Below are 21,423 nucleotides of genomic sequence, written 5' to 3'. Positions count from 1 at the left end.
AAACGTTTCGGCTGTATATGCTGCTGAGGCGCTACGATATAAAGCCAGTAGAAAAAGTGAATTTGCCAGGACGCTTGCCGTGAAAAGAGCTACCGTCGGTTGTCTTATCCCAACCATTATCATCGTTGCCGTTGTTGTTGTTGCGTGGTTTATCATCCACGCGAAGGCGCCGCCCAAGCGCGTCAGTAATGCCAAGCCGCCGTTATTGATTAATGTGGTTACCGCGAAAAAAGAAGCGGTGCGCTATCAGGTGACATCGCAAGGCACGGTGCAGCCGAAGGTGTCGACCACGCTGGTGGCCGAAGTTGGCGGCCGGGTAGTGTCAGTGTCTGATAAATTCCTTTCCGGCGCTTGGGTGCACAAGGGCGATTTGCTGGCGCAGATTGACCCGGCGGACTATCGCACAGCGTTGGAAAGTGCTCGTGCCGATCTGGCGCAGGCCAAAGCGGCTTATGAGCAGGAAAAGGCACAGAGCGAGGTCGCCAAAAAAGAATGGCGTAGCGTGTCACCGGATAAAGTCACCGCCATTGCCCTGAGAAAGCCGCAACTGGCCAGTGCCAAAGCGAAAGTCGAGTCCATGCAGGCGCGTCTGGAGCAAGCCCAGCGTAACCTGGCCCGCACGGAAATCCGGGCGCCTTACGACGGCTTGGTGCGCAGCCGCGATATTAACCCCGGCCAATATGTTGCTCCTGGCACCAAACTGGGCCGTGTCGATGATACGGCGATGGCAGAAGTGCGGTTGCCGGTTTCAGACCAGCAGCTGGACTGGCTGGGGCTGAACGACAACGATGGCTCTGGCGCCCGGGTCACCCTCAGTCATGATGTGGCAGGCCAGCACTATCAGTGGTCAGCGCGGCTGGTACACGGTGCCGGGGTTTTGGATGACCAGTCCCGTATGAGCTTTATCATTGCCGATGTGCCGGATCCTTATCAGCGCCGCAAAGCCGAAGGCCAATGGCTGAAATTCGGTACTTTTGTCGAGGCGCAGCTGGTTTCGGATGTCAGTCGTGAACTGGTGGTGGTGCCCGTTGAAACCCTGCGTGGTGACGAAGTGGTTGTGGTTGGTAAAGACAACCGCATTCACCACCAGAAAGTCAGTGTCGCCCGTACCGACGAGAAATACGCCTATATCTCTGAAGGGTTACAAGGCGGTGAGCGTATTTCCCAAACCGCTTTGCCTGGTGTGGTCAATGGTACCCAGGTGGCCATAGCGCCACCGCCGGCAGAAAAAGAGCAAAAGGCTAATGCGCAATTGACAGCGGGTGGCCACTAATGGAACAGCAGCAAAAAGGCATTATTGCCTGGTTCACCCGTAATACGGTGGCAGCTAACCTGTTGATGATATTGATCATCGTGGGTGGGGCCATTGCAGCTTTTAGCATCCGCAAGGAAATGTTTCCGCAGCTGGATCTGCCTTACATTTCTATTCAGGTTCCATATCCGGGGGCGGCGCCACAGGAAGTGGAAGAAGGCATTGTCCTAAAGGTTGAAGAGGCCATCGAGAATATCGAGGGCATCAAGCAGGTGACCTCCAATGCCAATGAAGGGTCTGCCGGTATTACTGTAGAAGTGCAGCAGGGCTATGACACCACTCAGGTTCTTAATGAAATCAAGATCCGTGTCGATGCTATCCCTTCCATGCCGGCAGAAGCGGAAAAACCGGTTATTTATGAGGTGCGGCCCACCCGTGAGGTGATTCATCTGCAGCTGTACGGTGATTTAAGTGAGCGCGGCTTTAAAGAGTACGCCAAGGAAATCGCTGATGAAATCAAGGCGTTGCCGGCAGTGACTCGTGCCGATGTACAGGGCGCACGCAACTATGAAGTGGGCATTGAAGTGTCAGAAGCGCAATTGCGCAAATATGGCCTAACGCTGGATGAAGTCGCCAATGCCGTACGCCGTACGTCCGTCGATATGCCCGGCGGGTCTATTAAATCCCCTACCGGCGATGTCATGTTGCGGGTCAAAGGCAAGGCTTATCGTGGCTACCAGTTTGACAAAATTGCCCTGGTCACGCGCCCGGACGGTACCCGGGTATTGCTGGGAGATGTCGCCAAAGTAGTGGATGGCTTTGTTGAGCAGGATGCTTTTTCCCGCTTTGATGGTAAGCGTGGCTTGTCGATTGGCGTTATTGCCGTTGGCCAGCAGGATGACCTGAAAATTGCCGACGCGGTGAAGCAGTATGTGGCAAAAAAGCAGCAGTCTTTGCCGCCTAACGTCAAATTGACCTACTGGGGCGATCGCTCCAAGTTCCTTAAAGACCGCCTGGACATGATGCTTTCCAACATGCTGATGGGAGCGGTGCTGGTACTGCTGGTGCTGAGCCTGTTCCTGCAGTTTCGTTTGGCGTTCTGGGTGATGATGGGTATTCCGGTGTGTTTTCTCGGCACCTTATTGTTCATGCACATGCCGTTTTTGGATATCACCATCAACATGATGAGCTTGTTTGGCTTCATCCTGGTGCTGGGGATAGTCGTTGATGACGCCATTGTTATCGGCGAGAGTATTCACTCGGAAATTGAAGAACGTGGTGAGGGCGAAGAAAGCGTTATTCGCGGTGCCAAACGGGTGGCGTTGCCAGCCACTTTCGGGGTGCTGACGACAGTAGCGGCCTTCCTGCCAATGTTGCTGGTTACCGGCTTTATGGGCGCGGTATTTAAAGCTATAGGCGCTGTGGTGATCCTCAGCCTGATGTTCTCACTGATTGAATCGAAGCTGATTTTGCCGGCGCATTTGCGTCATGTGCGCATCAGTAAGCGGCCTCCTCGCACCGCCCTCGGGCGTTTTAAAGTCGCCTTTAATAATGGTTTTGATAACTTTGTGCGTAATCGCTACCAGCCCTTTGTGGAACGCTGCATTCATTATCGCTATATCACGCTGGCAATCTTTTTGGCGATGATCGTGCTGGTCTTTGCGATGGTCAAAGGTGGCATTGTACGGAGCGTCTTTTTCCCCAATATTCCCTCTGACTTTATTCAAGGTTCGGTGGAGATGGTCAGTGGTACGCCGTCTGATCAAACCAATAAAACCCTGGAAAAAATTCAGGACGCGTTGTGGAAAGTCGATGATCAGGTCAAACAGGAAACCGGCCAGCGAGCGGTGCGGCACAGCTTTGTGTGGAATCAATCCACCACCGCTGGGCGTATCTTTGTTGAACTGACCAGTTCGGAAGATCGCAAACTGGGAGCCTTTGAATTGGCCGCGCGCTGGCGCAAAGCCATCGGCCAGCTACCGGGGGTGAAAACCCTGAAGCTCAACGCTTCAATTAACGGTGGTGCTGGCGGTGGCGCTATTGCCTTTACCCTGCGCGGCAAGAACCTTGAGGAACTGACCAAGGCGACCGATGACCTGAAAAAAGTTATGGCCAGTTATGACGGCGTCTTTGATATCGAGGACAGTCTGTCCTCCGGTAATCTGGAAGTGCGGCTCAAGCTCAAGCCTAACGCTCAGGCCCTGGGGCTGCGGCTGTCTGACTTGGCGCGGCAGGTACGCGAAGGCTTCTATGGCGCTGAAGTGCAGCGCATTCAGCGTGACGATGAAGAAGTCAAGGTTATGGTGCGCTATCCACTGGCGCAGCGTCGTACCCTGGCTAACCTGGAGAACATGCGTATTCGTACGGCCAGCGGCCAGGAAGTACCGTTCTCGGCAGTAGCCGATATCTCTTTGGGCGAAGGCTATTCTCGTATCACCCGTGTTGATGGGGTGCGGGCAGTGACCATCAGTGCTGATGCCGATAAAAACAAAGTGGAACCCGGCAAGGTGGTTAGCGAGATCATGAAAACGGCGCTGCCGAAGATCCTTGCCAAGTACCCAGGGGTTAGCTACCGCATGGCCGGTGAAGTGAAAGATCAGGCTGACAACAACAAACAGCTGGCTCTAGGCGCTTTTGCGGCGATGTTCGTGATTTATGCACTACTGGCCATTCCGCTGAAGTCTTACTTGCAGCCGCTGATCATCATGTCGGTGATCCCCTTCGGTATCATCGGGGCCATTTTGGGGCACTGGATGCTGGGGTTGTCCATTTCAGTACTGTCGCTGTTTGGCATCATTGCCCTGTCCGGGGTGGTGGTGAATGACTCGCTGGTGATGGTGGACTTTGTCAACCAGGCGCGGGCCGAAGGGGTGCCATTGCGTCGGGCAGTTTCAGAGTCCGGGGTGCGGCGTTTCCGCGCTATCATCCTGACCTCCCTGACCACCTTCCTGGGGCTGGTGCCGATTGTCACCGAAACCAGTTTGCAGGCGCAGATCGTGATCCCCATGGCGGTGTCACTGGCCTTCGGTATCCTCTTTGCCACGGTGATCACGCTGATTCTGGTGCCAGCGCTGTACATTGTGCTGGAAGACATCAAAGCGACGATAAGCCGGTATTGGCACTGGTTAACCGGCCGGGATCACAAGCCGTCGGCTGTTCCGCACGATAATCACTGACCCGGTAATAAAAAGCCCGCCACTTGGCGGGCTTGGCCTCTCCTTACCGTATTTGCGCTGCTTCCACTCGCCTTCGCCATAGAGCTTGAGCCCGGTGGCGTCGATAACCAGGTGGGCAACGGGGCCCTTGCTGGGCAGACGGTAGCGGATATCCACTGTCTTGGCGCGCTTGCTGATACAGCTGTAACTGGGCGAAGTCAGCGGCAGGGCCATCAACTGGAACAGGGAGTTGATGAAGCCCTCCAAGGCGCGCAGTGGCAGGCCGAACAGGCCCTTAAGCATCAGCGCGGTTTCGATGGCGGTGTCGCTGTACTCGAAACCACGGCCCCGGCCGCCGTGGTGGTGCTGGCAATGCCAATGGCGGATAGCGGCGTCATCTATCCAGAAGGTCAATGAGCCTCGATTGACCAAGGCCCGGTTGTACTCTGCCCAGTTACTGATGTTGTGCTTGGCCTTGCCCATCTGCGCTTCTCCTCCGATACGTCGGGTGATCGGATCACGGCCAAGCGGAATGGTTCAATGTATTTGGGAAACAACGTCATGAAAAACTAAAAATAGTAAATTTGGAGGTTAAGGGGTCACACACCCAGAAATTAAAAATCTATTAACTTTCAACCATGCCTCAAGGATGTCCTTATTAATATATACATTAACGCCTGGGATATTTAGATCTTCATTCTTTGAGACAAGATTCATTTCAGAAATTTCGTCATAAAACTTTGCCTCCTTGGATTTAGTTTTAAGGACTTTTATTGGTTCCATTAAAGTAGATTCTATTTTACCTTGAGCGTTGGGGTCAATTAAGTAAAGCGCGGACTTTGACTTGAAAAAAGAAACCTTTGAATTAAAAACGTCAATTGCAAACGAATGAAATTTTAAAATCCATAAGAGATGGCTTTTCCAGAAGTCTATATTAAATAATGAAACAGAGTTATCATTAAAATAATCAATGGATTTTAAATATTCTTCATTTCTTCCCATTCTAAATAATGACGCAGGAAAATAGATACCAAAATCCTTATATAATATAGCTTCTAGTAATAACCTCGAAATACGTCCATTGCCGTCGGTATATGGATGAACCTCCACAAATTTAACATGGGCAAAAAAAGCTTTCTCTATATAATCATCAATGGAATTTAAAGAGTTAAAAAAAGAAGCGTATTCTTCAAAAACAACATTGCAAGAAAGGTAACGCCTATTTATTTTCCCATTTGCAGCCTGAGCACTCACATCATGATCTCTAACCACCCCTGAACCTAAAAAACCCTTACGGACTTTAGCATTAATGTCATTTATTTTCTCCATTGAAAAAAAATGACAGGACTTTAATTCATCAAAGCATTCAGAGTAAATTTTCATCTCATCTAACACACCAAACGAAATAGGATCGAAATCAAAACCTAACTGCTTAGTGAGTAAAATACCCTGGATAGAACAAATTCGTCCCTCTCTAAGACAAATCCCCCCAGCCGAATATCTAGCTCCTATAAATTTATAAAATGACTCTAGGTAGGAAGATGAGAGATTACTTAATTCAGAAAATTTTCTATGAAATATTTTTCCATTCATATAAATACTCAGCACAGATAAAAAGGTAGATCAAAATGACCTACCCTATAGGAATTAATTGGCTTTAAGAAGAACGTCGGCAGCAAACCCATACTTGTAGAATGCCGAGCCATTTCCTTTGATAATTTTTTTTCTAAATCGAATATATTTCGACAATATATTTCCATTTACTAATCTGTTGGCTGGGATAGATTTCAAGGATATTTCTATACCTTCAGAAGAAAGAGAGCGTAGCTCGCCTGGCTCGCTAATACCATTTTCATTTTTATCTACCCACACATAAAACTTTCCATAATTACTATCCTTAGAATTTATGTAACCATCATGATTAGCATCCAAGGCTTTTAATCCATCTAAATCTGTTCCACCGACAGAATGGCTATAATCAGCTAAAATCACTTCGTTTGCACTATCCACTACTCCTGATTCATTAGCATCGTATACGAGAATACCATCTTTTCCTGAAACCCAACTTATATGTTCTTTTATTCCATCATCGTTAAAATCGAACCATACAGTGCTATCTTTCAAACTACTAAGGCTAATACCATTACCATCCAAGTCCAAAATTATTGGAGGAATATAACAAGGCACACCAGCAACTCTACATGCCACCTCATGAGCAACGGCGGGATCAGAGTTGGCAGAATTATAAGAAGAGACAGCTTCAGAGGCTATATTTAATGTTTCGTCAATATCTTTGACAAAACTAGGAAAGTCATTTTTAAGTAAGTCTGCCAATCTTCCAACAAAATCACTAGTAATGGTTGAGGAAATTAGGGTGCCAATTATTGCCTCTGGAGCAAAAGCGGTCAAAGCAACTCCCGTTGCCAACCCAGCGATCAACTGAGCGGCATCTCTCCATGCTTCGTAATCTTTCCCTTCATGTAATTCAAGAAGAGCATTAGCAGCCCCTCCAGTATACGAAAGTGAACCAATTATATCCTCTTTAACAATAGCTAAAGATGATAATTTTTCTTTGATTGCTGCCGTTTCGGAAGTAGATAAACCTGATTTTTTAAGAGCAGCCTTAAAAATTTTATCTAATTGATCCAACTTATCTAAAGCCTCCTTAACTTGCTCAGTAGGCAGTTCCTTTTCTCCATTTTCGTATGCTGTTGGACTTTCTTGAACCCCTTGACTTCCATCAGCCTGAACATCTACACTTGATGGTGGTTCAGGTGGGTCCAATGGCCAGCTATCTTCTTCAGTTTTATGATACACTGAATCACATTCCATAGCGGCACATCCACAGTTCGGATCACTTGTGCTACATGCATAAGCATGGTTTATCCCTAGTCCCCATTCTCTAACGGTATTAGATTCCTTTTTTGATAGATGAAAAATACTGGAAGCTTCTATATTATTGTCACCTCCCTGATGTAAGTCGCTGTATACAGTGAAGTTACCAAATATCGCGAAAATGGCCAAAGATACTTTTGATAATGGGTGTTTCATGCAGACTAAATCCTTTTACTAGAAAATCAAAAATACAACTTATATTTTCGAATAGAATCTACACTCCATCGAAATGAAAATGAAATGGGAATTGTAAAAAAATATTTATCGCAACATTTATATCACAAATTGGTGTCTTTTTTATTGGCGTTGTTGATCAAATCAGAGCTTGAAAAGCCAACCCCTAAAGGGTTTGCTGCTCTTAGTTGACCTGGCGAACAGGCATGCCGAGGCCCAGCATTTTGTTCATCACTTTCACGCCAGCCAAAGCTTCTGCCACTTGGCCGTTGTAGTCGCGCAGATTCAGCTTTGGGCTGATGAGCTGCTTGTATCGCGACATGGCCGTTTCCGCTTTTGAGCGTTGGTGATAACCGCTTTCCCTTTTCCACTCGGCCAGTTGCCCGGCTTTCAGCGCAGCAACGGCCTCGTTCCTTGGGTGACCTGGCTCCCAGAAGCCCGCTGTCTTACGAGGCGGGATGCTGGCTTTGGCGCCTTTCCTTTGCAGTAGCCGGTGGCAGGCTTTGCTGTCATAAGCCCCGTCGGCACTGACTTGGTCGATGCGGCGGCGTAGTGGATTGAGCAGACCGGGCAGTACCTCGCTATCACCGACGTTTTCCAGGCTGACTTCGGCGGCGATAGTCTCATGGGTTCGGGTATCTACAGCCAGGTGCAGCTTGCGCCAGACACGCCGCTTTTCCTTGCCGTACTTGCGCTGCTTCCACTCGCCTTCGCCATAGAGCTTGAGCCCGGTGGCGTCGATAACCAGGTGGGCAACGGGGCCCTTGCTGGGCAGACGGTAGCGGATATCCACTGTCTTGGCGCGCTTGCTGATACAGCTGTAACTGGGCGAAGTCAGCGGCAGGGCCATCAACTGGAACAGGGAGTTGATGAAGCCCTCCAAGGCGCGCAGTGGCAGGCCGAACAGGCCCTTAAGCATCAGCGCGGTTTCGATGGCGGTGTCGCTGTACTCGAAACCACGGCCCCGGCCGCCGTGGTGCTGTTGCGAATAGCGGAGTCCACCGTATGATTCATCGTGCTATCGAGCTTCAAGGGCATTGGCTCACTATTGAACAATGCTAGACATATGCTCTGTTGAAAGTAAATGGATGGAGGGATGCCTCCATTCATCATTTTCTCAACAGATGTGGGCGGAACTTATCGACCCACATGGCGGTGGCGCCGCAGACGGCTACCGGCATCACAATCAGGTTGACCAGCGGGATCATCGCCAGCAATGTGGCGGTTATGCCAAAGCTGAAACTGGCACTGCGTTGGTAGCGCAGGGCAATTTTCATGTCGTCGAACGGGATTTTGTGATTATCAAAAGGGTAATCCAGATACTGAATGGCCATCATCCAGGCGGTAAATAAAAACCACAGCAGCGGTGCCAGAGTTTGCCCTACCAAGGGCAGTAAAAATAACAGCAGGAAACCAATGGCCCGAGGCAGGTAGTATTTGAACTTGGCCCATTCGCGGCCAAACAACCGTGGCATGTCTTTGGCCAGATCCAAAAAGCCCATTTCTGGCAAACATTCATTGGTAAGAAGAAGTTCTACCCGCTCGGCCAAAATGCCGTTGAAAGGCGCGGCTATCCAGTTGGCAATAGCGCTGAACAGGAAGGAAAACAGCACCAAAATGGTGACCACCGCCAACGGCCACATCAGGTACTCCAGCCAGTCCAGCCAGGACGGTAAATAATTCAGCGCCTTGGTTACCAGCTCATCAAGCTTGACCATCAGCCAGCTGAATAACGAGGCAAACAGTGTCAGGTTGACAATCAGCGGGATCAGTACAAAACGCTTCAGGCCCTTTTCACGGATCAGCGAAAAGCCGCGCAGCAGGTAGTGGGCGCCAGATGCTGTATTGGCCAAAAAACACCTCCATTGCATTCGATGAGTCAGGCAGTATAAAAAGAAGGGGCGGGCAGGCCCAGCCCAGATTTGTTACATAATCTGTGGTAGATTGCCATCAACGCTGCACAGCAACCCATAACGAGAGCGCCATAACGGAATGCGCCTTAAAAGCATCAAGCTGGCTGGATTTAAATCCTTCGTCGACGCCACTACCGTGCCCTTTCCTCGGGCGATGACGGCGGTGGTTGGCCCTAATGGTTGTGGTAAGTCCAACATTATTGACGCCGTGCGTTGGGTACTGGGTGAGTCCAGTGCCAAAAACCTACGCGGCGACGCCATGACTGACGTCATCTTCAACGGCTCCACAGGCCGTAAACCGGTGTCGCAGGCCAGTGTGGAATTGGTGTTCGATAACAGCGACGGCACCGCCACCGGGCCGGTGGCGCAATATGCCGAAATTGCCGTTAAACGCCTGGTCAGTCGCGACGGCCAATCCCAGTATTTCATGAACGGCAGCCGTTGCCGCCGCCGTGACATTACCGATATTTTTCTCGGTACCGGCCTTGGCCCACGTTCTTACGCGATCATTGAACAAGGCATGATCTCGCGGCTGATTGAATCACGGCCGCAGGAGCTGCGGGTGTTTATTGAAGAAGCGGCCGGTATCTCCAAATACAAGGAACGGCGCCGGGAAACGGAAAACCGTATCCGCCATACCCGTGACAACCTTGAACGCCTTAGCGATGTACGTGAAGAGCTTGGCCTGCAACTGGATAAGCTGCGTCGCCAGGCGGATGCCGCCCGCCGTTACCGGGATTACCGGCAACAGGAGCGGGCCGCCAAAGGGCAGTTGGCGGCGCTACGCTGCCGTCGCTACCTTGACACCATTGCCACTTTGGAAGGGGAGATTCGCCAGTTCGAAACCGAGCTGGAACGCTTCATTGCTCAAAGCCGTGGTGACGAAAAGGCCTTGCTGACACTCAAAGAGCAGCAGCACGATACCAAGGCCAAGGTGGAGCAGGCACAAAGCCGCTATTACCGGCTGGGCTCTGACATTGCCCGAGCAGAACAGAATCTGGTGAATGTCCAGTCCCGTCAGCAACAACTCAATGAACAGCTGGCTCGCTTGCAGCAGCGTGCTGACCAGGCTCGCCAGACCCTGAGCGCTGATCAGCAGCGGCTGAGTGAGGCCGAGCAGGAGCTGGCGCTGCTGGCGCCGGAACTGGAAGAACGCGCCGAGGCCTTGGCCGAAGCCCGGCTGCACCGCGAAGACATCGAACAACAGCAGCAACAGCAGCAGCGTGCCGTTCAGGCTCGTCTGCAGCGCCAGGCGCAGTGGCAAACCCGGCTACAGGTGCTGGCAACCCGCATTGACAACGTGCAGGCCAACATCAGCCGTGATCAGGCGCAACTGGCGACGTTTACTCATGAGCAAGACGATGCGATGGCAGAGGCCAAGGCTGCTGCCACTGAGGCAGCCGAGCAGGCAGCACAAACCAGCGCCGCTGTGGCCGCCGCCAGTGAGGCTTTGCAGCAGGCTGAAGCAGAGCAGCAGCGCCTTGCTGAGCGCCTGGAACAACAGCGTGATATCGCCCATCAGGCGCAGCGGGAGCGAGACAATCTGCAACAACGCATTAGCCAGCTTGATGAGCTGATTGTGGCACAAGGGCAAGGGGACTTACCGCCGGCACTGGCGGCATTGCCGCCGCTGCTGGCCAAGCTCAGTGTTGCTCCCGGTTGGCAACTGGCGGTAGAGCAAGCACTGGGGCGCTGGTTACAAGGCCGGGTCGGTGAACAAGACGCTGAACTGAGCGAGCAGGGCGAGGCGGTAACATTGTTGCGTACCAGCCCCTGGCAGGGCCGGCCAGGCAGTCTCGGCGAAAAAGTGCAAAGCCCGGTGCCACTGCCCTGGCTGGACAACATCCTGTTGGCCACTGACCGTCAGCAGGCGCTGGCTCAACGGGCCAGTCTCACTGCAGAACAGTCGCTTATCTGCGCCGACGGTTTCTGGGTCGGGCCACACTTTTTATCGACAGCACCGCAGGTACTGCAGGGATTAAGCCTGGTCACTGATCGCGAACAATTGCAGGGGCGTCAGGCTGAGCTGAACGCGGCCTGCAACCTTGCCGACGAGCAGCTTGAACAGGCACGCGCCGCCGCTACCGCGGCTCAACAGGCGCTAGTTGCTGCGCGCCAGCAATACCAGCAGTGTCAGCAACAGCACCAGCAGGCCAGCCAGACGCTGGCGGTGTGTCAGAGTAAAGCCGATGAGTTGGCTAGCCATCAGGCACGGGTTGTTGCTAATCGCCAGCAACTGGCCGAGCGCATTGCCGAGCAGCAAGCAGAATGTGAAGCTTTGCTCGAAGAGCAGTTTCTGCTGGAAGAAGAAGCCACCGAACAGGCTGATGACAACAGTAGCGAGCCGGATCTGAGCGGGCAGTTGGAACAGGCCCGCGCCAGTGAAGAACAGCAACGCCAGCATCATCAGCAACTGGCTATTCGCCTGGAAAGTGTGCGCTCTGGCCGTCATGGCCTGGTTGAGTCTTGCCAACGGGCGCAGCAGCAGGCTGATGAAATTAATGACCAGTGCCAGCAGTTGCTGGAAGAGCGCGAACAACTGACCGAGCCCGATGGCAGCCAGCGCCAGCAACTGGAGCTGTGGTTAGCTGAGCATAAGGAAGTGGAAAGCTTACTGACCGAACTGAACCAGCAAATGGCCGAGCTGGACGAACGCATGGTGTTGCTCGAAGAAGGGCAGGCAGCGGCTTTTAGCAAGGTACAAAGCCTGCAGGGCGAGATTGATCGGCGCCGCATGGAAATGGAAGGCCACAAGGTGCGCGTCGACGGTGCCCGTGAGCAGCTGGCGGAGCTGGAGCAAGATCTTGACACCGTACTGGCCAGTCTTACCGAACAGAGCGAAGACGGCCTGGCGAAAGAGCTGGAACGCCTGGCCAGCGCCATCAGTCGGCTCGGTGCCATTAACCTGGCAGCCATCGACGAATTTGAACAGCAGGCCGAGCGTAAGCGTTACCTGGACGAACAGGATGCCGATCTCAACGACGCTCTGGAAACCCTGGAAAATGCCATCCGCAAAATCGACCGGGAGACCCGCGCCAAGTTCAAAGACACCTTTGAACAGGTCAATGGCGATCTGCAACACCTGTTCCCGAAAGTATTCGGTGGTGGCAGTGCCTACCTGGAGCTGACCGGTGATGACCTGCTGGATACCGGTGTCACCATCATGGCGCGGCCACCGGGTAAACGAAATGCCACCATTCACTTGCTCTCCGGTGGTGAAAAGGCGCTGACCGCCTTATCATTGGTGTTTGCTATTTTCCGGCTCAATCCGGCACCCTTTTGTATGCTCGACGAGGTGGATGCGCCGCTGGATGATGCCAATGTGGAACGTTTCTGCCGTTTGGTCAGGGAAATGTCAGACAGCGTCCAGTTTATTTACATCAGTCATAACAAGGTCTCGATGGAAATGGCCGACCAGTTAACCGGGGTCACCATGCACGAACCCGGTGTCTCGCGGATCGTTGCCGTTGATATTGAAGAGGCCGTAGCCCTGGCCGAAGCGGGCTAGAGAACAACCAGACAGGAAGCCAGATGGATATCGTAATACTGATTTTGGGGATCGTGCTGATCGGCGGCATTTTCGTCCATGGCCTGCGTACCATTCGTCGTCAGGGCAAGGGCAAAATGAAAACCCGCAATATCAAGCCGGTGTCCCCGCAAGCCAAACCCCCATCCGGCTTTGATGATGACGGCATTGGTGAAGTACGGGTGGTCGCGAAAAAGCGCCAGGAGCCGAAAATGGAACAGATGGACTTAAACCTGCCTGATGAACCTGCGGCCCCGGCAGCTGCCGCAGACCCTGTTAGCGCAGCACCGTCTGAACCGTTACCGGATGCAGCTGTGGCTGACACGACACCAGCCGCTGAACAAGACGTGGAAAAACCAGCACCAGAGCAAGTATTGGTGCTGCATGTGGTGGCCGGTGAACAGGAACCTATTGATGGCGCAGAATTGCTGCCGTTGTTGTTGTCGCTGGGGCTGAAATTCGGTGACATGGATATTTTCCACCGCCACCTGGAAGCCTCCGGCCGAGGCCCGGTACTGTTCAGCCTGGCCAATATGGTCAACCCCGGTACTTTCGATCTCGATAACATGGAGCAGTTTACCAGCCGTGGCCTGGCGCTCTTTATGACCCTGCCCAACGAAGGCGATGCCATGAAGGCCTTTGCGATGATGCTCAGCGCCGCCCAGAAGCTGGCAGAAGAGTTTGGCTGCCAGGTGCTGGACGGTGACCGTAACTTGGTGACCCAGCAAACGGTGCAGCATTATCAGGGGCAAATTCGCGAATTCAGTCGCCGACAGCTTATCGCCGCCGGCAGTCAGTAATGTTCAGGCCCGGCACCGCCGGGCCTTTTTTCTTGTGCTTACGCTATGAGTGATATCAACCAGCAAGTAGCCGCGTTGCGGCGCCAAATAAACGATCACAACTACCGCTACTACGTCGAAGACAACCCCAGCATTCCTGACGCCGAATATGACCGGCTGATGCGCCAGCTACAGCAGCTGGAAGCCGAGCATCCGGAGCTGGTGGTGGCCAGCTCACCCACCCAACGGGTAGGTGCCAAGCCGGCCAATGGCTTTACACAAGTGCAGCACGAAGTACCGATGCTGTCGCTGGGCAATGCCATGACCGACGACGACTTCCAGGCTTTTGCCGAACGGGTGGAAAAAGCCCTGGGCCATAGCCCGGCCTGGTGCTGTGAACCCAAGCTTGATGGCCTGGCGGTGAGCCTGCTTTATGAGCATGGTGAGCTGGTGCGTGGTGCCACCCGCGGTGACGGCAGCAGTGGTGAAGACATCACCCAGAATGTGCGAACCATTCGCGCCATTCCGCTGACACTGCGCGGTGATGTGCCGGCCCGGCTTGAGGTGCGCGGGGAAGTCTTTATGCCCAAGGCCGGTTTTATCGCCATGAATGACCAGGCGCAGGCCAGCGGTGAAAAAATGTTTGCCAACCCCCGTAATGCCGCCGCCGGTTCGCTGCGGCAGCTGGACCCACAGATCACTGCCCGCCGGCCACTGGCATTTTATGCCTATGGTCTCGGCGTGGTGGACGGTACTGAACTGCCCGACAGCCAGTACCAGCGGCTACAGTGGCTAAAATCCCTGGGCCTGCCGGTGTCGTCAGAGATCCGCTTGGTCACTTCATTGCCTGAAGTGGTGGCCTATCATGGCGACGTACTGGCGCGCCGTGAGCAGCTGGATTTTGATATTGACGGCGCGGTGATCAAGGTCGATGCCGTGGCTGATCAGGAGCAACTGGGCTTTGTGTCGCGGGCACCACGCTGGGCCATTGCCTGGAAGTACCCGGCCCAAGAAGAGCTGACCGTGCTTGAAGAAGTGGAGTTTCAGGTCGGCCGCACCGGCGCCATTACGCCGGTAGCCAAGCTCAAGCCGGTGTTTGTTGGTGGCGTCACAGTGTCCAATGCCACATTGCACAACAGTGACGAAATTGCCCGTTTGGGCGTCAAGGTCGGTGACACGGTGATTATTCGCCGGGCCGGTGATGTCATTCCACAGGTGGTTTCGGTACTGCCGGAACGGCGCCCAGCCGATGCCCGCGAGATTGTTTTTCCTGACAGCTGCCCGGTCTGTGATTCGGCGATTGAACGCCTCGAAGGCGAGGTCGTAGCGCGTTGTACCGGGGGCTTGTTTTGTGCGGCCCAACGTAAGCAGGCATTGCGGCATTTTGCGTCCCGTAAAGCGCTGGATATCGAAGGCCTGGGCGACAAGGTTATCGATCAACTGGTGGAACGTGAACTGGTCGAAACGCCGGCTGATCTGTTTCAGTTGACCGCCAGCCAACTGATGCGCCTGGAACGCATGGGGGATAAATCCGCGACTAAGCTGGTGGCGCATATTCGCCAGGCCCGGCAAACCACCCTGGCGCGTTTTCTCTATGCCCTGGGGATCCGTGAAGTCGGCGAGGCCACGGCCGCAATACTGGCCAGCCACTTTGGTGACTTGGCGGCGATCCGCGCTGCTGACATCGAAGCATTGGAAGCTGTCGACGATGTTGGCCCGGTGGTGGCGCAGCATATTCATACCTTTTTTCGCCAGCCCCATAACATCGAGGTGCTAACGGCGTTGCTGGACCCGGAAAAAGGCGCTGTGCACTGGCCGGAGGTGGCCGTTCCGGCCGCAGACAGCCAGGTGCTGGCTGGCCAAACCATGGTGATCACCGGTACCCTGTCGACCCTGTCCCGAGACGAGGCAAAAGCCTACCTGCAACAGCTGGGGGCAAAAGTGGCCGGCTCGGTATCGAAAAATACCGACGTACTGGTGGCCGGTGAAAAAGCGGGCTCGAAGTTGGCAAAAGCAGAGCAACTGGGGGTAACCGTTTGGGACGATGAGGCATTAATGACATTTTTACGAGAGAACGGAGTGATTGCAGATGCATAACTGGCTGGTCCGGCTCTTTACCCTGCTGGTAATGGTGCTGTTGTATACCTATGGCGTGGGTTTAGTGATGTATGTGGTCGGTATCAGTGTGCCGAAATTGCCTTACCTGCACTGGTTGGGCGATCCGGTACAACCCTGGAGCCTGTTGCTGGTGGCAACCGGCATGCAACTGCTGGCCGTGCCTGCCGGTTATGCCATTGCCCGGCTGGAACAGGAAATGCCATTGTGGATGGCGTTCATGATTGCTGTACCGGGGCCGCTGGCACTGTTGCTGCCGGATTGGCAAACCCAGCTGAGCTTTATGGGCTATGTATTGGAACCGGCCTTTGAATTGTTGAGCCTGCCGCTATGGACGTGGCTCTGGTTACGCTGGCGCCGTCGCCGTCAGGGGTTTTCAGCCTAATAAAGAAGCCGCCTCAAGGGCGGCTTTTTTATTAGGCTTGCATGGCGTTGTATTCGTCTTCGAAGAAGAACTTTTCCTCGCCGAAGGCCGGTTGCAACTGGTGCAGCCAGGTTGCCTGTTCGTCGTACTTGGCAAAGAAGGGGCGCTGTACCCAGTCCGGGTTGCGGCCCTGAATGAAACGCAGCACAAATACCTTTTCACCGTTTATCTCACTCACCCCTTGCACTTCAACTTTGCCGGGGCCGGCTGACATACTGGGGCCTCGCACGGTGCGGGCCAACCCGGAGGTACCCTTAATGGCCTCCCGGTAAATTTCCCAGGCGCGCGCCAGCGGTAGTTCAAAGTAGCGTTTGGCGCCGGTATCACGTTCCACAAACATGTAGTAGGGAATAATGCCGAGCTTGACCTGCTGTTGCCACATGGTGCGCCACACGGCCGGATCATCATTGATGTGCTTGAGCAGCGGGGCCTGGGCACGGATGTTGGCGCCGGTCGCCCGTAGCCGGCGAACGGCTTCAGCGAAAATGGGGGTGGACATCTCCTGATGGTGGTTCAGGTGCGCCATGATGGAAACATGTTTGCCGGCTCGTACCAGCCGACTGAACAGATCCAGCAGTTCATCAGCATCGCTATCGGTAACAAAGCGATAAGGCCAGAAGGTCAGGGCCTTGGTGCCGATACGGATGGTCTGCACATGCGCCAGCGTCGGATCGGTAATGAAGGCTTCCAGGTATTCCATCAGCTTTTTGGTGCGCATTACCATCGGGTCGCCACCGGTTACCAGCAGATCGGTGACTTCGGTGTGCTGGCGCAGGTAGCCGTGCAGGCCGTCGGCGTCATTGGAATTAAAACGCATGGCTTTGCCGACAAACTGGGCCCAGCGGAAGCAGAAGGTGCAATAGGAGTGGCAATACTGCCCCTGAGCCGGGAAAAACAGCACAGTCTCATTGTACTTGTGCTGTAGCCCTGGCAGCGGTTCGCCATCTAAGTGCGGCACGTTCATTTGCATCTGACCTGCCGGGTGCGGGTTCAGGTCCTGACGCAACTCGCTGGCCAGCGCCATCACCTGCTCCGGTGTTGGGTCGGTCTTAAGCAGCTGCGCCATGCGCTCATAAGCGCCGGGTGGCAGCATCTCCTTTTGCGGGAAGGTGAGCTGGAACAGGGGATCATTCGGTACCTTTGCCCAGTCAATCAGATCATTGAGCACATATTCGTTGACCCGAAAGGGCAGCACACTGGCGACAACTTTCATTTCAAAGCGAATATCTTCAGGGAGTAGTGACAGTGCCTCAATGTTATTTAGCTGACGCTGTTGGTAAACCTGAAATCGGCGTTTTGCAAGCTGCGCTTTTGATAAAGGGGGCTGGATATGAACCTGCTGATCCATGTCACCTCCACTGGTTGAGTACGAATGAAAATGGCGGGCAAGGATAGCAAAGTTCGCTGCTCTTAACGACGTTTTGCCAAGACTGGTGTGTCAGAACTTACAGTTCAGACCAGCTAAGGGATTGCCGAGTGGATGAAGCTTTTGTTAATTTCACAGTCATATTCCTGTGTGAGATCACGACCTTGCCCGTTTTGCCGCAGTATCGCCAAGCCCAGCCCAGTGATGCCATTGACATCGCTGCCTTGCTGGTTCGTGTATGGCAACAAAATTATCGCCAGTTCTTGCCGGCCGAATTTCTTGAACAACTCACCACCCAAGGGCGGGTCGGGCTGGTGGAAAACCTGCTGCGTCAGCCCCAGAGCCAAACCTGGCTGGCGCACGATCAAGAACAACTGATTGGCTTCGTTAATACCGGCCGTAGCCGCGATCCCGATGTGCCCAGGCGCACCACTGCTGAATTACGGGCGCTGTACCTTGATCCTGATATGACCGGTGGTGGCCTGGGGGGGCAGTTACTGGACAAGGCTCTGCGGGCGCTGCGCCAGCAGGGCTTTGTGTCATTAAATCTGTGGGTGCTGGAAAATAACGAGCAGGGCATCAAATTCTGGCTCAAGCACGGCTTTAAGGCCGATGGTTGTCACCGCCGTGAAGAGCGTGATGGTGTTGAGCTCAAACAGGTACGGTTACACCGGCTGTTAAATAAAGCGATTTGAACGACGGCGCCTGATGGCGCCGTTTTTATTATGAATATCAAAGTATTATGACGCTTGTTATAAAGCGGCTGTTCATTGCTAGAATGGGGGTTCATCGTGGAGAGGCAAACAATGGCCGATAGCCCCGTCATCAATATTCAGAAGCTGACCTACCGTAGCCATGGCCACGGCGAGGATTATTTTGCCCGAGTGGCACCGGTGGCGGCGCAGATTGGTGGCCAGCAGCTGGGGTATCGGGTGGTCAGGTTGCCGCCGGGCAAAAAAGCCTGGCCACGGCATAGCCACCTGAATAATGAAGAAATGTTTTTTGTACTCGAAGGGCGGGGCACCTTGTACTACAGCGAGCAACAGTTCGCGGTAGCTGCCGGGGATTTTATTGCCTGCCCGGCGGGTAAAGAGCATGCCCATCAGCTTGAAAACAGCGGTGACAAAGAGCTGGTCTACCTGGCGGTATCGACCATGCATCAGCCGGACGTCATGCTGTACCCCGATTCTGGCAAATATGGGGTTATTGCCGGTTGTGCCCCTGGGGGAGATAGCCAGCAGCGTAGTTTTGCCATTTTTGGCCGCGAAGATCAGGGAGTGAACTATTGGGACGGGGAATAACCGCACTGCTGCTGGTTGTCAGCAGCTTGCTGAGCTGGTCGGCCAGCGCTGGAGATGATCGCACGCAGGGCCTGCAAGCGGCCATCGCACAGCTGCGTCAGGCCACCCTCAAAGGGGATTATCAAACCCTGGTGGCGATGACGCACCCCAAGGCCATTGCCGCACAAGGGGGCAAGCAGCAGGCACTGGTCAATGCGCAGACGGCATTTCAGGAACTCCAGGCCAGTGGCATGACGCAGACCCGCTTTACAGTGGACAAACCCGGCAAGGTCTATGCGGCGGGCGATGACTGGGTGACGTTTTTAACCACCCACAGCCAGTACCAGAGCCCGAGCCAGCACATTGTTTCGGACGGGTATTTGATTGCGGTACGCGCCCAAAAGGGCACCTCATGGCATTTTATTGATGGCGCCGGCGTTGAATTTGTGCAGCAGATTTACCAGTACTTCCCGAAATTGCCGGCGGGTATTTCCATTCCCAAAAAGCACAGTAAAATTCGCCTCATCACTCCCTGGACTCCGAAACAAGCAGCGCGATGAAAGTAACGCAATGGCAAGGCCTGTGGCAGCAACAGCAAATTGAAGTACAGATCTTACCGCGCCTGATGCTGAGTGAAGTGCGCTTACTGGTGGACGGTGAAGAACGGGATCGCTCGGTGTTGTTCCGTACCTTTAAGGCGCATCAGTTGCGGGCGCTGGCTCGGCCGGAAAGCCATCAGGGGCTGATTGACGTGCAAACGGACGGCAACGCGCTTTATGTTGCGGTTGATGGGGTGGCCCTGACCGGCCAGGCCATGACACTGCAAACCCCATCTGCAGTGGCGAACGGCCTGTTTTGTGCGCTCGGCTTTTTTGTGTTTACTAGCCTGTTTATGTTGCTGTTCAATGTCGTGGCGCAGGGCTGGCCATTACGGCAACTGCCCTCAATGACGCCACCTCTGGTGCTGGCAGCGGTGATGGGGCTGTATTACTTCATCGACACCAAAAAACGCCAGCGTTTTCGCGACACTCTGGCAGGTCAGTAGGTATACTGGCGCTTTCGCACCACGGCCATCCTTGATGACTGACACAGTAGTCCCGGACCATAAAACCCGTACCTCCTTTGTGCTTGATAGCCTGCGTGAGCTGATCCTCAGTGGTGAACTCAAAGCCGGCCAGCCATTGCCGCAAAACCAGCTGGCTGAGCGGCTCAATGTCAGCCGGATCCCGGTACGTGAAGCGCTGATGCAGCTCGAAGGCGAAGGACTGGTGGATTTTGTGGCCCACAAAGGTGCTCGGGTAACGCCACTGTCGGTGGAGCAGGCTGAAGAGCTGTTTGATATTCGTCTGCAATTGGAGCCTGACTTGCTGGCGCGCTCGATCACGCAGCTGAGTCCGGCGCAACTGCAGCAATCCCAGGACTACCTGTTACAGATGGATGTGGCTTTGGAGCAGGGCTCTATTCAGCACTGGGCCGGCTTTAATCGCCGTTTTCATCTAAGCCTCTATGCCGCGGCCAAGCGGCCGCGCACGCTGGCCTTGGTTGCCGGCCTCAACACCCATTGTGACCGTTATGTGCGTTTGCATCTGCTGCTTGATGGTGGCGTACAACGTGCCCAGGGCGAGCACCAGGCGCTTCTGGACAGCTGTCGCCGCCAGCAAACGTCAGCAGCGGTGGCTTTACTCAGCCAGCATATTCGCGATGCCCGCGAGGATGTCATTGCCATGATTGCGGCCGGCCGCCATGTATAAACTGCACCCGGCCCATCTGGACGCCGAGGGGCGCCTGAAATTACCCCATACCTTGCAGTTCTTGCTGTGGTGGTTGCTGCGTTATCCGCTGATCTGGGTTGGCTCATTGATGGCGGGGCAGCGCGGCGGCGCCTTTTTGAATAATGTCATGCCCAGTTTTGACCGTGCCTGGCCCTGGATGTTACCGGCGCTACCGGCCATTTTCTGTTTGTGGCTGGCCGGGCTGCGTAATATCGAAGCCTCCGAGCGTTTCTGGTGGGCCTGGCGCCAGCAAGGCTGGTTACTGGTGCTCACCGTTGTTGCCGATCTGGCGATGGTGATCGGCGCCATTATTCAGGCCCACGGCCAGTACAGCTTCTGGCTGGCACTGGAGCTGGCCATTGATGGTTGGGCACTGGTTTATCTGCTCAGTTCCAACTATCTGCCAGCGTTGTGGCGCGATCGCGGGCATAACTGATGTTGTCCAGCCAGCTGCATTTACTGCTGCACTTTTTACTGCCGCCACTGCTGGCATGGTGTTGCTGGCGGCGCCAGTGGTTAAAAGCCACAGTGGTGATGTGGGCAACTATGCTGGTGGATGTGGATCATCTACTGGCTACCCCGGTGTTTGATCCGCTGCGCTGCTCTATTGGCTTTCACCCCTTACACCAATATTGGGCCATTGCTTTGTATGTTGGCCTGGCGTTGCTGGCGAAAACCCGCTGGGTTGGTGTTGGCCTGCTACTGCACATGGCGCTGGATGGCCTTGATTGCCTGAAACTGGTGGGCTGAGTGGCTAGCGCCGACAATAACG

At 54.0% G+C, this 21,423-nt stretch carries 17 protein-coding genes and 2 pseudogenes; 13 read left to right on the top strand and 6 right to left on the bottom strand.

The genetic code is table 11. From position 1 onward, the window contains the following. The first annotated feature begins 79 nt into the window (after nt 1-79). Both WDB70_RS09115 and WDB70_RS09110 read left to right on the top strand, forming a co-directional pair. Nucleotides 80-1,273, top strand: coding sequence for an efflux RND transporter periplasmic adaptor subunit (locus tag WDB70_RS09115; RefSeq protein ID WP_406663587.1), 1,194 nt, complete (start codon nt 80-82; stop codon nt 1,271-1,273). Further along, entirely contained in the window at nt 1,273-4,428 is a 3,156-nt protein-coding gene (locus WDB70_RS09110; RefSeq protein WP_406663585.1) for an efflux RND transporter permease subunit, read from the top strand. Before WDB70_RS09115 ends, WDB70_RS09110 begins: the two co-directional genes overlap by 1 nt. Nucleotides 4,429-4,464: 36 nt before the next feature. Here WDB70_RS09110 and WDB70_RS09105 read toward each other — a convergent pair. From WDB70_RS09105 to cysZ, 5 genes and pseudogenes are all read right to left on the bottom strand, one after another. Then, nucleotides 4,465-4,890 (bottom strand): annotated as a pseudogene (locus tag WDB70_RS09105) (IS5 family transposase); the annotation flags it as partial. A 108-nt stretch (nt 4,891-4,998) separates the two neighbouring features. Continuing rightward, nucleotides 4,999-6,000, bottom strand: a complete 1,002-nt coding sequence (locus WDB70_RS09100) for a Fic family protein (RefSeq protein ID WP_406663583.1) — start codon at nt 5,998-6,000, stop codon at nt 4,999-5,001. Nucleotides 6,001-6,054: 54 nt separating this feature from the next. Further along, a complete protein-coding gene (locus WDB70_RS09095; protein WP_406663581.1) occupies nt 6,055-7,458 on the bottom strand; it encodes a hypothetical protein in 1,404 nt (467 codons plus the stop codon). 202 nt (nt 7,459-7,660) lie between these two features. After that, a pseudogene (locus WDB70_RS09090) lies at nt 7,661-8,458 on the bottom strand (IS5 family transposase); the annotation flags it as partial. Between the two features lie 127 nt (nt 8,459-8,585). After that, nucleotides 8,586-9,347 (bottom strand): sulfate transporter CysZ, encoded by a 762-nt coding sequence (cysZ, locus tag WDB70_RS09085; protein WP_406663579.1) that lies wholly within the window; start codon nt 9,345-9,347, stop codon nt 8,586-8,588. 121 nt (nt 9,348-9,468) lie between these two features. On the opposite strand from cysZ, the gene smc reads away from it, so the two are divergent. From smc to WDB70_RS09065, 4 genes are read left to right on the top strand one after another with little or no spacing between them, the layout of a single operon-like run. Continuing rightward, nucleotides 9,469-12,897, top strand: coding sequence for a chromosome segregation protein SMC (gene smc, locus WDB70_RS09080; RefSeq protein ID WP_406663577.1), 3,429 nt, complete (start codon nt 9,469-9,471; stop codon nt 12,895-12,897). 23 nt (nt 12,898-12,920) lie between these two features. Then, nucleotides 12,921-13,715 (top strand): cell division protein ZipA, encoded by a 795-nt coding sequence (gene zipA / locus WDB70_RS09075; RefSeq protein WP_406663575.1) that lies wholly within the window; start codon nt 12,921-12,923, stop codon nt 13,713-13,715. A 45-nt stretch (nt 13,716-13,760) separates the two neighbouring features. After that, complete coding sequence (gene ligA / locus WDB70_RS09070; protein ID WP_406663573.1) at nt 13,761-15,791, top strand: NAD-dependent DNA ligase LigA; 2,031 nt, start codon at nt 13,761-13,763, stop codon at nt 15,789-15,791. Then, the gene (locus tag WDB70_RS09065; RefSeq protein WP_406663571.1) at nt 15,784-16,194 is read left to right on the top strand and encodes a hypothetical protein; all 411 of its coding nucleotides are present in this window, start codon (nt 15,784-15,786) and stop codon (nt 16,192-16,194) included. Before ligA ends, WDB70_RS09065 begins: the two co-directional genes overlap by 8 nt. A 31-nt stretch (nt 16,195-16,225) precedes the next feature. Here the strand turns inward: WDB70_RS09065 and WDB70_RS09060 are convergent, their stop codons facing one another. Then, nucleotides 16,226-17,581 carry a KamA family radical SAM protein gene (locus tag WDB70_RS09060; protein ID WP_406663569.1) on the bottom strand — a complete coding sequence of 452 codons (1,356 nt, stop codon included), beginning with the start codon at nt 17,579-17,581 and terminating at the stop codon, nt 16,226-16,228. A 128-nt stretch (nt 17,582-17,709) separates the two neighbouring features. On the opposite strand from WDB70_RS09060, the gene WDB70_RS09055 reads away from it, so the two are divergent. From WDB70_RS09055 to WDB70_RS09025, 7 genes are all read left to right on the top strand, one after another. Continuing rightward, a complete protein-coding gene (locus WDB70_RS09055; RefSeq protein WP_406663567.1) occupies nt 17,710-18,294 on the top strand; it encodes an N-acetyltransferase family protein in 585 nt (194 codons plus the stop codon). 111 nt (nt 18,295-18,405) lie between these two features. Continuing rightward, complete coding sequence (locus WDB70_RS09050; RefSeq protein ID WP_406663565.1) at nt 18,406-18,900, top strand: cupin domain-containing protein; 495 nt, start codon at nt 18,406-18,408, stop codon at nt 18,898-18,900. After that, on the top strand, nt 18,885-19,439 hold the full coding sequence (locus WDB70_RS09045; RefSeq protein WP_406663563.1) for a hypothetical protein: 555 nt from the start codon (nt 18,885-18,887) through the stop codon (nt 19,437-19,439). Before WDB70_RS09050 ends, WDB70_RS09045 begins: the two co-directional genes overlap by 16 nt. Next, nucleotides 19,436-19,924 carry a hypothetical protein gene (locus WDB70_RS09040; protein ID WP_406663561.1) on the top strand — a complete coding sequence of 163 codons (489 nt, stop codon included), beginning with the start codon at nt 19,436-19,438 and terminating at the stop codon, nt 19,922-19,924. The genes WDB70_RS09045 and WDB70_RS09040 overlap by 4 nt, the downstream gene beginning before the upstream one ends. 34 nt (nt 19,925-19,958) lie before the next feature. Next, the gene (locus tag WDB70_RS09035) at nt 19,959-20,630 is read left to right on the top strand and encodes a GntR family transcriptional regulator (protein ID WP_406663559.1); all 672 of its coding nucleotides are present in this window, start codon (nt 19,959-19,961) and stop codon (nt 20,628-20,630) included. Next, the gene (locus WDB70_RS09030) at nt 20,623-21,087 is read left to right on the top strand and encodes a DUF2919 family protein (protein ID WP_406663557.1); all 465 of its coding nucleotides are present in this window, start codon (nt 20,623-20,625) and stop codon (nt 21,085-21,087) included. The genes WDB70_RS09035 and WDB70_RS09030 overlap by 8 nt, the downstream gene beginning before the upstream one ends. Continuing rightward, nucleotides 21,087-21,401, top strand: coding sequence for a DUF6122 family protein (locus WDB70_RS09025; protein WP_406663555.1), 315 nt, complete (start codon nt 21,087-21,089; stop codon nt 21,399-21,401). The genes WDB70_RS09030 and WDB70_RS09025 overlap by 1 nt, the downstream gene beginning before the upstream one ends. Nucleotides 21,402-21,423: the final 22 nt, after the last annotated feature.

The sequence above is a fragment of the Gallaecimonas aegicerasi genome, assembly GCF_045291545.1.
In the GTDB taxonomy this organism is placed as follows: Bacteria; Pseudomonadota; Gammaproteobacteria; order Enterobacterales; family Gallaecimonadaceae; genus Gallaecimonas.
This window is presented reverse-complemented; position numbering and strand designations above follow the sequence as displayed.